Genomic DNA, 10,532 nt, shown 5'->3' with positions numbered 1-10,532 from the left:
GTGGCACCTGGCACCTCGCACCCGCCGGTGCATGACCGGAGGGGCTGTCCGGCCTGACGGCCGGACAGCCCCTCACCAAGATCTTCATCGACCTTCTAGTCGCCGGTACGCCTGAGGTGCAGCCGTTCCTTCTCGGACAGGCCGCCCCAGACGCCGAAGCGCTCGTCGTTGGACAGGGCGTATTCCAGGCAGGCGGAGCGCATCTCGCACATGCCGCAGATGCGCTTCGCCTCGCGCACCGAGCTGCCCGGTTCGGGAAAGAAGAAGTCCGCCCCTGTCTGCGCGCACAGCGCCTGCTTCTGCCAGGCGAGGTCGGCCGGGGTGATGGTGTCGATGTGCATGTGCGAGATCGTGCCGGGGCGCGAAAAACATTCCATCAACGTGCGATCAACGCCGCCGCCGCACGGCCTCCGGCCGACCGATGATGACCCGGCCGGACACCCGGGCGCACGGCGGCGCGCGGAACGACGTACGACAAGATGAGTTCCCCTGGGCACTCAAGGTGACCGGATCCGTCGGTCATGCCCCGCGCGATTGTCAGTGGGCGGTGCAAGACTCGGCAGTGCAGGCAACGGGACCCTTCAAAGGAGGGCAGAGATGCTCACCACCCGTTATGTCACCGGCGCTCCGAACTGGCTCGATCTCGGCACACCCGACATCGAGGGCGCCTCCTCCTTCTACGGCAGCCTGTTCGGCTGGCACTTCCAGTCGGGCGGGCCCGAGGCCGGCGGCTACGGCTTCTTCCAGCTCGACGGGAGGACGGCCGCGGGCGGCATGCAGACCACCCCGGACCAGGGCCCGCCGTCCTGGACCGTTTATTTCCAGACCCCGGACGCGGACGCCACCGCGAAGGCGGCCGAGCAGACGCACGGCTCGGTGCTGATGCAGCCCATGGACGTCATGGACCAGGGCCGGGTGGCGATCCTCGCCGACCAGGCGGGCGTGGCCTTCGGCATCTGGCAGCCCGCCGCGAACAAGGGCCTGGACGTCGTGCAGGAGCAGGGCTCGCTGTGCTGGCTGGAGCTGTACACGCCGGACCTTCCCGCGGCCGCCGGGTTCTACAACCGGCTGTTCGACTGGGAGACCTCCGCACTCACCTTCGCCGGGGGCACCTACACCACCGTCCACCCGTCGGGGACCGAGCCGGACGCCATGTTCGGCGGCATCGTCCCGCTGGAGGACGACCCGACCAGGGCGGCGGCCGGGGCCTGGCTGCCGTACTTCGAGGTCCCGGACACGGACGCGGCCGTCAGCACGGCGCTGGAGCGGGACGGCACGGTCCGACTCCCTGCAACGGACCTGGAGGACGTCGGCCGCATAGCCGAGCTCGCCGACCCGTACGGGGCCCGCTTCGCGGTGATCAAGAGCACGCCGCCGCAGCAACAGACGTAGCGGGGGCGGGCGTAGCGGGGGCAGGCGTAGGCGCGGCGCTCAGCGGATGCGGCCGGGGCGGGGCGCGCGTAGGCGCAAGGAGAGGCACCGGCCCGCGCGGTCGGTGCCCTCGACGGGGTCGCCGCCCGTGCAGCGGGCGCGGTGAGGTCAGGCCGAGGCGCGCCGGACCAGTGTCGTCGGCAGGACGACGCCGGACTGCGGCGGCTCCTCGCCGGTGTTGTGGCGGTCGAGCCCTCGCAGGAGCAGGCGGGCCATCAACCGGCCCATCTCCTCTATGTCCTGACGGACCGTCGTGAGGGGTGGGTCGGTCTGTTCGGCGACGGGCAGCATGTCGTCGAAGCCGATCACGGCGACGTCCTCGGGCACGCGCCGCCCGCACTCGCGCAGTACGCGCAGGGCTCCGGCGGCGGTGAGGTCGTTGGCGGCGAACACCGCGTCCACGTCGGGGCAGTGGTCGAGGAGTTCACGCATCGCCCGCTCGCCGCCGGCCGGGGTGAAGTCGCCCGGCACGACCAGTCGCGGGTCGGCGTCGGCCATGACGTCCCGGTACCCGTCGAGCCGGTCCGCCGCCGAGGTCTGGTCGAGCGGGCCGGTGATGTGCGCGACGCGGGTGCGGCCGAGGCCGACGAGATGGCGTACGGCGTCGCGGGCGCCGCCGCGGTTGTCGCTGTCGACGTACACGACGTCACCGCCGTCACCGTCGCTCCAGCCGGGGCGGCCGCCGAAGACGGTCGGCACGCCGGCCCGCCGGATCAGGCCGGGCAGTGGGTCGTCGAGGTGCAGCGAGAACACCAGCGCCCCGTCGACATGGCCGCCGGCGAGATAGCGGCCGACCCGGGCGTGGTCGCCCTGGCCCTCGGTGAGCAGCAGCACGAGCTGATTGTCGAGCGCCGTCAACTCCTTGCTGATGCCGCGCAGTTGCAGGGCGAAGAAGGGGTCGGCGAAGACGCGGGTCTCCGGTTCGGCGACCACGACGGCGACGGCGTCGTGCCGCTTCGTCACCAGGCTGCGGGCAGCCTGGTTGGGCACGTATCCGAGCTCGTCCACCGCCCGCCGGACCCGCTCCACGAGGGGCTCCCTGACCCCGTCCCCGCCGTTGACCACCCGCGAGGCGGTGGCCCGCGAGACCCCGGCCCGCGCGGCCACGGCCTCCAGCGTGGGACGCGGCGCTGTCTCGGTCACTTCGGGGCTCCTCATCGGCGGGGTGCGGATCAGGATAGCCCTGGTGGGGAGCGGGGGTGAGAGCGCTCTCGGAAGGTGGAAATCCGGTTGCGGGCGGGTTCTCGGATCACCTGGTGACAACTCCTGGCGCACCGAATTCCGCTTGCGCCACCGCTCCCGGCAGCCGCAGGATCCCCGCATGACCACAAGACAGGCCCATGGCCGCTGACCGCCTCACGGCGTACGCCCGGCTCCCTCGCGCGTACCGCGACCGGAACGTCCTGCACAGCACCGTCGACGCCTTCGGCCGCGCGCACTGGCTGCTGCGCGAGGCGCGCGGGCCGGGCGATCTCTACGACGCCGTGATCGTCACCGTCGAGGACGGCCGCGCGTACGAGACGTATCTCGCTTCGGTGCGGGCTCGCTTCCCGAAGGTCGACGCGCTGCCCGACGGCGGCTTCGTCGTCGCGGACTCCCGCCGCCGCAAGGGCGACGAACACGTGCAGGTCTTCGACCCGCCCGGCCGCCCCTCATGGACGTTCGCGGTCGGCGACGGCATCGAGCACCTGCTGACCGACGAGTCCGGCAACCTGTGGGTGGGTTACTTCGACGAGGGCGTCGGCGACGACCCGCTCAGCGAGCCGGGGCTCCGGTGCTGGAGCAGTACGGGCTCACCCCTGTGGCAGCACAGCTCGACGACCAGCATCGACTGGATCCTGGAGTGCTACGCCCTCAACGTGGACCGGCGCGCGGTCTGGGCGTACCCGTACCCGGACTTCCCCCTTCTCGAAGTGCGCGACGGCAGGCCGGCGACGGCGCGCACGACGCCGGTCAGGAGCGCGTCCGCAGTGGTCGTGCACGGCAGCCGCGTCGCGTTCTTCGGCGGGTACGGCGACAACCAGAACAGGCTCGTGCTCGGCGACCTCACCGAAACCTCGGTCGAACCCGTGGAGGAGCGCCGGCTCCTGCACCCCGACGGCACCGGCCTCGCCCGCTGTCGTGTCGTCGCCCGTGGGCCGCGCCTCTACGTCCAGGAACGGCCCTGCGTCGAATGGGCCGTCCTCGACATCAGCTGACGCCCTGCCCGTGTTCGTGGGGCTCGTGCGGCTCGTACCCGGGGATCGTCCCGTCCGCCTTCTTCACGAGGAACAGTCCGACCATCCCCATGTCGGAGTGGCTCTGCACATGGCAGTGGTACATCCACGCTCCGGCCCCCACCCCCTCCCCCGCGATCACCTGGAATCCGAAGGAGTCGGCCGGACCCACGATCTTGTTGTCGACGACCTGACTGGGGTCGTCGGGCCCGGTGAGCGTGCCCGTACGGTTGTCCGCCCAGCGGTGACCGTGCAGGTGGAAGGTGTGGTAGTACTCGCCGTGCGTGATCATCACGAACTCGACCCGATCGCCCACCGTGGCTTCGAAGTCGGGCCCCGAGTGGGCGGGCTTGTTGTTGATCAGCATGTCGTTGAAGACGATCGTGTGGGTCCGGTCCGGCAGGACGTCTCCCTTGCGGCGGACGATCACCGGCCCGTACAGGCCCTTGCGGATGCCGCCGGTCCCGTGCTCCGTGCCGACGACGTGGTCGTGGTAGTGCCAGTAGCCGGCGCTGCCCGCCCGCCAGGTGCCGTCCTTGCGACGGCCGGGGGCGTGGGTGCGCCAGGTGTAGGTGCGGGTGCCGCCGGGCTCGACGTCGCTCTTGTTCAACTTCGTGCCGTCGCTGGAGATTTCGTAGTCCAGGCCGTGCACATGCAGGCTCGCCCGTACATCCGTCGCGTTCTCCAACTCGATGTGCAGGGTGTCGCCCTCGTTGAGCTCGATCAGCGGTCCGGGGATCGTCGCCTTCCCCTTCTCGAGGCCGTAGCCCATCTGTCCGTCGGCGAGCTGCTCGGCGTAGAGCTTGATGTGTTTCACCTCGCCTCCGGCAGGGGCGGTCTTCGCCGGCGCGTCGGCACTCACGGCCTCGGGCCCCAGGGACAACGATGTCGCGACGACCGCGCCGCCCAGCAGTACTCGTCGGTTGAACCCGCGTCTGTCCATGCGGAACTCCCCACCCTGATACGGAACTTGCGGAGACGTACCTGTGATGAACCTGTGAGACCGTACCGGCCGCCCTGCTGTTTATCCACACTCAGGACAAAGTTCGGCTCATCTCGGTCATAGGTATTGGCGAGTTGCGCAAAGAGGTCTAGCTTCCATCGCGCTGTTGCTGTGACCGAGGAGGTGCCCATGCACTTACGAGGGTTGAGCGCAAGAAGCACGAGAAGCAGGAGAAGACGGACCTGGGCGGCCACGGTGACCGCCGGGGTCGTCGCCGCCGGACTGCTGTCGGGGCCCGCAGCGAACGCGCGTCCGGCCCCGGAGCCGTCCCCGACAACGATGTCCGTCAAGTCGCCGCCGGGCGGCGCGAACGTACGGGTGCTGATCTTCCACGGTTCCGCGGCGGCCGGGGACGAGTCGCCGGTCGTCAACGCCGGCATCGAGGCGATCGAGCGGATCGGCCTGTCCGGTCCGGCGAACCAGCGCTTCAAGGTCGAGGCCACGGGCGACTCCGCGGTCTTCACCGACGAGGCGAGGTTGGGCCGCTTCAACGCGATCGTCTTCCTGACCGGCGGCGGGGACGTCCTCGATCCCGAGCAGGAAGCGGGCCTGGAGGCCTATATGGAGGCCGGCGGCGGTTTCGTCGGCATCCACGACGCGGCCCGCGCTGAGCCGTACTCGGACTGGTTCACCGGCCTCGTCGGCGCCCGCCCGGCCGCCGCCGGTCCGGCGAACGTGCAGCGGGCCACCGTCGAGGTCGGTGACCGGCAGCACCCGGCCACCAAGGACCTGCCGCTCCAGTGGAAACGCCCCGACCAGTGGCTCAACTGGGTGAAGAACCCGTCGGGTGACGTGCATACCGTCGCCCGTGTACGGGAGTCGACATACCAGCCGGGTGCGGGCGCCAACGGCTGGGACCATCCGGTGAGTTGGTGCCGGGACTACGACGGCGGGCGTTCCTTCTACACCGGCATGGGCGGCACGGTGTCGTCGTACGACGAGACGGACTTCCGTGCGCACCTGCGCGGCGCGCTGCTGTGGACCACCCGGCTGGTGCAGGCCGACTGCAAGGCGACCGTCAACGGCAACTACAAGGCGGAGCGGCTCACCCAGCCCAACCAGCCCGGGCACAACGACCAGATCGGCGAGCCGCACGGCCTGGTCACCGCGCCGGACGGCCGCGTGCTGTACATCGGCCGGGGCGGCGCCGACTCCTCCCAGCCCGTGATCACCGACTGGAACAACCCCGACATCGGCAAGGGCAAGGGCGAGATCCACGTCTACGACCCCGCGACCAAGAAGGTCACGCTGGCAGGCGAGTTGACGGTCTTCGGCAACAAGGGCGGCGGCGACGAACTGGTCAAGGTCGAGGAGGGCCTGCTCGGCATCGAGCTCGACCCGCGCTTCGAGCAGAACGGCTGGGTGTACCTGCACTACACGCCGCACGCGCAGATCAACCGCGACACGCGGATGGCCGAGCGGCGCGTCTCCCGCTTCACGCTCGACCCCGCCACCGACAAGCTGGACCTGGGCAGCGAGAAGGTGCTGCTCAAGTGGCCGGTGCAGATCCACAGTTGCTGCCATGCGGGCGGCGGGATGACGTGGGATTCCAAGGGCAACCTGTACATCGCCACCGGTGACAACAACTCCAGCGGCTTCAGCGGCGGTTACTCGGGCAACAACCCGCAGCCCAACTACAAGGGCGTCTCCTTCGCCGACGCGCGCCGCACCGCAGGCAACACCAACAACCTCAACGGCAAGATCCTGCGCATCCATCCGGAACCCGACGGGACGTACACCCTCCCGGACGGCAACCTCTTCACCGGCAGGGAAACCGACGAGGGCGGCGGCAAGACACGCGGCGAGATCTATGTGATGGGCGTCCGCAACCCGGCGCGCATCTTCGTCGACCGGAAGACCGACATCCTGTACGCGGGCTGGGTCGGCCCGGACGCGAGTGCGCCCTCCACGACCTGGGGCCCCGCCAAGTACGACACCTTCGCCGTCATCACCGAGGCGGGCAACCGCGGTTGGCCGTACTGCATGGGCAACAAGCAGCCCTACCGGGACCGCAACCTGCCCGATCCGACCCAGCCGCTGGGCTGGTACGACTGCGACCACCCGAAGAACGAGTCGCCGAACAACGACGGCCTCGTCGACCTGCCCGCCGTCACCGGCAACAACATCTGGTACTCGCCCCAGGGCGGCGCCCCGGACTTCCCGCGCGACGCGAACGGCGTCCCGTCCTACAAGCAGGAGGAGGCCACCTATCTCCTGCCGTGGCTCAAGGGCGGCGGCCAGGCCGCGATGAACGGGCCGGTCTACCGGTACGACGCGGCGAGCACCAGCGCGACCAAGTGGCCGTCCTACTGGGACGGCAAGTGGTTCGTCGGCGACTTCTACGACGCCGACCAGCCGCGCAACGCGGTCATCACCGATCCGAAGAACCATGGCGCCGGCGGTCTGCCGGTCCACTCGGAGTCCCTGAAGAAGATCGTGCCGGTCGGCAACGACGGCATCAGGAACCTCATGGACTGGAAGTTCGGTCCGGACGGCGCGTTGTACGTCCTCGACTACGGCCGTGGCTTCTTCACCTCGGACGCCAAGTCGGCGCTGTGGCGGGTCACCTACACGGGCGGCGGGCCGACTCCGGCCGTCGACCAGCTGGCGAGGGGGACGCAGTGACACGGCACCGAAGAATCCGGACGGCCTTGTTGGCCGCGCTACTCGTGATACTCGGGCTGCAGGCGCTGCCCGCAGCAGGGCAGCCCCGGCAGCCCCAGGAGCAGGCCGCCGCCCAGGTGCTCACCTGGACCGCCGGCGACGACATCACCAAGTACAACTCGGCGCCGACGACGGCCGTGGCGGGGGCGGCGACGATCGTCTTCGAGAACAGCACGGCCACCGGCAACACCACCGGCATGCCGCACACCTTGACGTTCGTGACGAACGATCCGGAGTTCAACAGCGACGTCCAGCTCAACATCCTCGCCAACCCGGGCGACGACCAGGGCGGCCGCCACACCGCCGAGGTCACGCTCACCCCGGGCCGCTACTTCTACCACTGCACGATTCCCGGCCACGGCCAGATGCAGGGCATCCTCGTGGTGACCGAGGGCGGCGGCGAGGACACGACACCTCCCGAGACGGCCGCGCGGGTGACCGGCGCCCAGAACGCGCAGGGCGAGTACGTCGGCTCGGCGAGCGTCGGGATCAGCGCGACCGACGACGGCGGGTCCGGTGTCGACGGCATACAGTACGCGGTCGGCGACGCGGGCGACTGGCTACCGTATACGGCACCCGTCGTCGTCGACCAGGTCGGCAGCCACAAGATCCGCTACCGCGCCCTCGACAAGGCGGGCAACGCGTCGGCGGAGAAGAGCGTCGAGTTCACGGTCGTCGCCCCACCCTCGGACGACACGACACCGCCGGACACCTCGGCGACGGTGAGTGGTGAGCAGAACGCCGACGGGACGTACGTCGACATGGCGACGGTCACCGTGAGCGCCTCCGACACCGGCTCCGGCGTCAACACCATCGAGTACGCCGTCGACTCCGGGGCCTGGCAGCCGTACACCGCCCCCGTGATGGTGCACCAGCTCGGCACCCACACCGTGCGCTACCGGGCCACCGACAAGGCGGGCAACGTCGCCGCCGAGAGGAGCGTGCAGTTCACGGTCGTCGCGGCGGCACCGCAGGACACCACCCCGCCGACGACCGGCGTGAGCGTCGACGGCACGCGGAACTCCGACGGGGCGTACGTCGGGAAGGCCGAAGTGACCGTGAGTGCGACGGACGAGGGCGGCTCGGGTGTCGACCGGATCGAGTATTCGCTCGACAGTGGACCGTACATTGCATACAGCATTCCCGTGGTCGTCGACCGTGCCGGCCCGCACACCGTGGCGTACCGGGCGATCGACAAGTCGGGCAACACCTCCGCGGCACGCACCGTGAGCTTCACGGTGGTGGCCGGAGGCGGGGTGCCCGCACCCGACTGCCCCGAGTACGACGAGCGGTCGACGGTCATCGTCGGCACGGTCGACTCGGGCGTACCGAACCGGGTCACCGACAACCGGTGCCGGATCAACGAGTTGATCGAGGACGAGAAGGAGTGGACGTCCCACGCGCTGTTCCTGAAGCACGTCAGGACGGTCCTCGACACACTCCTGAAGGAAGGCGTCGTCGACCAGCGCGAGGACAACGCAATCCAGAAGGCCGCCCGTCAGTCCGGGATCGGCAGGCCTGGCCAGACCGAGGGCTATCGCACGATCCTCGACGGCAGCGCGGAGTCCTTCGCCAAGTGGCAGCAGGTGGGCGGCGGTTCGTTCGCACCGAACCCCGACGGGTCGATCACCTCCGGCACCACGAAGGCCGGACTCGGCATGCTGTGGTACCCGCAGCGCAAGTACGCCGACTTCTCGCTCAGGCTCCAGTGGCGTGACGACGCCCCGGGCACCGGCAACGCCAACTCCGGTGTGTTCGTGCGGTTCCCGTGGGTGCACGACCACCCGGAGGAGTCGCGGCCTGAGTGGGTCGCCATCAAGTACGGGCACGAGGTGCAGGTGCTCGACCGGCCCGACGGGGACATGTACAAGACGGGCTCGGTCTACGGCTTCGACCGGGTGGGACTCGCCGGGGCCGGCGTCACCCGGAAGGGCACCTGGAACGACTACGAGATCCGCGTGGTCGACCAGCACTACTCGGTCTACCGCAACGGCGTGCTGATCAACGAGTTCGACAACATCGGCGGTCAGGAGTTCACGCCACCGCGTGCGGACGACCCGGGCACGGACGGGCGGCGGTTCGCCTCCGGCTACCTCGGGCTCCAGGTGCACGGCACGACGGACGTGATCTCGTACCGGGACATCCGCATCAAGGAGCTGTAGGTCCCGAAGGGGGTGCCTCCGGCGGGGCTGCCGGCGAGGGCTCCCCCTTCTTCGCCCGGCTCGGCTGTACCCGCTTGGGCTCTCCCGGCATCTTCGGATACTCGGGCGGGTACGGCAGATCACCGAGCCCGTGATCGTGTTCGTCACGGCGCGCCAGTTCCAGGAGTGCCTCGAGAGAAAAGGCGTGGTCGTCCATGTCCGCGTGCACGTCGCCGAGTTCGGCGAAGCGCGCGGGCATGGTCGCGATGTCGAAGTCCCGGGGATGCGCCTCATCCACCTCCGCCCAGCGCAGAGGCGCCGAGACCGGGGCGTGCGGGCGCGGCCGTACGGAGTAGGCGGAGGCGATCGTGCGGTCCCGGGCCGTCTGGTTGTAGTCGACGAAGATGCGCTCGCCCCGCTCCTCCTTCCACCACTTGATGGTGACGTGGTCCGGCATCCGGCGTTCCATCTCCCGCCCGACGGCGATGGCGGAGCGCCGGACCTGGGTGAAGGTCCAGCTCGGTGCGATCGGCACGAAGACGTGCAGTCCCCGGCCGCCGGACGTCTTGGGCCAGCCGCGCAGGCCGCCGAACTCGTCGAGCACCGCGCGCAGTTCGTGGGCGGCGCGGACCGCGTCGGCGTAGTCGGTGCCGGGCTGCGGGTCGAGGTCGATGCGGAGTTCGTCGGGGCGGTCCACGTCGTCGCGGCGCACCGGCCAGGGGTGGAAGGTGAGGGTGCCGAACTGGGCCGCCCACAGTACGGCGGCCTCCTCGGTGGGGCACATCTCGTCGGCGCTGCGGCCGCTGGGGAAGGTGATGTGCGCGGTCGGGATCCAGTCGGGCATGTTCTTCGGCGCCCGCTTCTGGAAGAAGGACTCGCCGTTCACGCCGTCCGGGTAGCGCTCCAGGGTGGTGGGGCGGTTGCGCAGGGCGCGCAGGATGCCGGGGGCGACGGCCTGGTAGTAGCGGGCGAGGTCCAGCTTGGTGAAGCCGCGCTCCGGGAAGAAGACCTTGTCCGGGCTGGACAGCCGTACCGTCCGGCCGCCTGCCTCCAGTTCCACCGCTTCGCCCATGCGAG

Annotated in this window: 8 protein-coding genes; 4 read left to right on the top strand and 4 right to left on the bottom strand. The window is 70.0% G+C overall.

Translation table 11 applies throughout. From position 1 onward, the window contains the following. Nucleotides 1–95: 95 nt before the first annotated feature. Nucleotides 96–341 (bottom strand): WhiB family transcriptional regulator, encoded by a 246-nt coding sequence (locus tag ADK57_RS01375; RefSeq protein WP_053747429.1) that lies wholly within the window; start codon nucleotides 339–341, stop codon nucleotides 96–98. 256 nt (nucleotides 342–597) lie between these two features. On the opposite strand from ADK57_RS01375, the gene ADK57_RS01370 reads away from it, so the two are divergent. Further along, entirely contained in the window at nucleotides 598–1,392 is a 795-nt protein-coding gene (locus tag ADK57_RS01370) for a VOC family protein (RefSeq protein WP_053747428.1), read from the top strand. 147 nt (nucleotides 1,393–1,539) lie between these two features. On the opposite strand, the gene ADK57_RS01365 is transcribed toward ADK57_RS01370, so the two are convergent. Then, nucleotides 1,540–2,574, bottom strand: coding sequence for a LacI family DNA-binding transcriptional regulator (locus tag ADK57_RS01365; protein WP_053747427.1), 1,035 nt, complete (start codon nucleotides 2,572–2,574; stop codon nucleotides 1,540–1,542). Between the two features lie 197 nt (nucleotides 2,575–2,771). Here ADK57_RS01365 and ADK57_RS01360 point away from each other — a divergent pair, with 197 nt between their 5' ends. Next, nucleotides 2,772–3,629: a hypothetical protein gene (locus ADK57_RS01360; RefSeq protein ID WP_053747426.1), complete on the top strand. Its 858-nt coding sequence runs from the start codon at nucleotides 2,772–2,774 to the stop codon at nucleotides 3,627–3,629. On the opposite strand, the gene ADK57_RS01355 is transcribed toward ADK57_RS01360, so the two are convergent. Then, a complete protein-coding gene (locus ADK57_RS01355) occupies nucleotides 3,622–4,590 on the bottom strand; it encodes a multicopper oxidase domain-containing protein (RefSeq protein ID WP_053747425.1) in 969 nt (322 codons plus the stop codon). The two genes, ADK57_RS01360 and ADK57_RS01355, sit on opposite strands and share 8 nt — an antisense overlap. 189 nt (nucleotides 4,591–4,779) lie before the next feature. On the opposite strand from ADK57_RS01355, the gene ADK57_RS01350 reads away from it, so the two are divergent. Both ADK57_RS01350 and ADK57_RS01345 read left to right on the top strand, forming a co-directional pair. After that, nucleotides 4,780–7,275 carry a ThuA domain-containing protein gene (locus ADK57_RS01350; protein WP_199830443.1) on the top strand — a complete coding sequence of 832 codons (2,496 nt, stop codon included), beginning with the start codon at nucleotides 4,780–4,782 and terminating at the stop codon, nucleotides 7,273–7,275. Further along, nucleotides 7,272–9,476, top strand: a complete 2,205-nt coding sequence (locus ADK57_RS01345) for an OmpL47-type beta-barrel domain-containing protein (RefSeq protein WP_053747423.1) — start codon at nucleotides 7,272–7,274, stop codon at nucleotides 9,474–9,476. The genes ADK57_RS01350 and ADK57_RS01345 overlap by 4 nt, the downstream gene beginning before the upstream one ends. On the opposite strand, the gene ligD is transcribed toward ADK57_RS01345, so the two are convergent. Then, a complete protein-coding gene (ligD, locus tag ADK57_RS01340; RefSeq protein WP_053747422.1) occupies nucleotides 9,463–10,527 on the bottom strand; it encodes a non-homologous end-joining DNA ligase in 1,065 nt (354 codons plus the stop codon). The two genes, ADK57_RS01345 and ligD, sit on opposite strands and share 14 nt — an antisense overlap. Nucleotides 10,528–10,532: the final 5 nt, after the last annotated feature.

Source organism: Streptomyces sp. MMG1533 (assembly GCF_001279775.1).
In the GTDB taxonomy this organism is placed as follows: Bacteria; Actinomycetota; Actinomycetes; order Streptomycetales; family Streptomycetaceae; genus Streptomyces.
This window is presented reverse-complemented; position numbering and strand designations above follow the sequence as displayed.

What these genes read in the sequence shown, in the direction of transcription:
- ADK57_RS01375 (WP_053747429.1), bottom strand. Translation starts at nt 341, where the DNA reads ATGCACATCGACACCATCACCCCGGCCGACCTCGCCTGGCAGAAGCAG.
- ADK57_RS01370 (WP_053747428.1), top strand. Translation starts at nt 598, where the DNA reads ATGCTCACCACCCGTTATGTCACCGGCGCTCCGAACTGGCTCGATCTC.
- ADK57_RS01360 (WP_053747426.1), top strand. Translation starts at nt 2,772, where the DNA reads ATGGCCGCTGACCGCCTCACGGCGTACGCCCGGCTCCCTCGCGCGTAC.
- ADK57_RS01355 (WP_053747425.1), bottom strand. Translation starts at nt 4,590, where the DNA reads ATGGACAGACGCGGGTTCAACCGACGAGTACTGCTGGGCGGCGCGGTC.
- ADK57_RS01350 (WP_199830443.1), top strand. Translation starts at nt 4,780, where the DNA reads ATGCACTTACGAGGGTTGAGCGCAAGAAGCACGAGAAGCAGGAGAAGA.
- ligD (WP_053747422.1), bottom strand. Translation starts at nt 10,527, where the DNA reads ATGGGCGAAGCGGTGGAACTGGAGGCAGGCGGCCGGACGGTACGGCTG.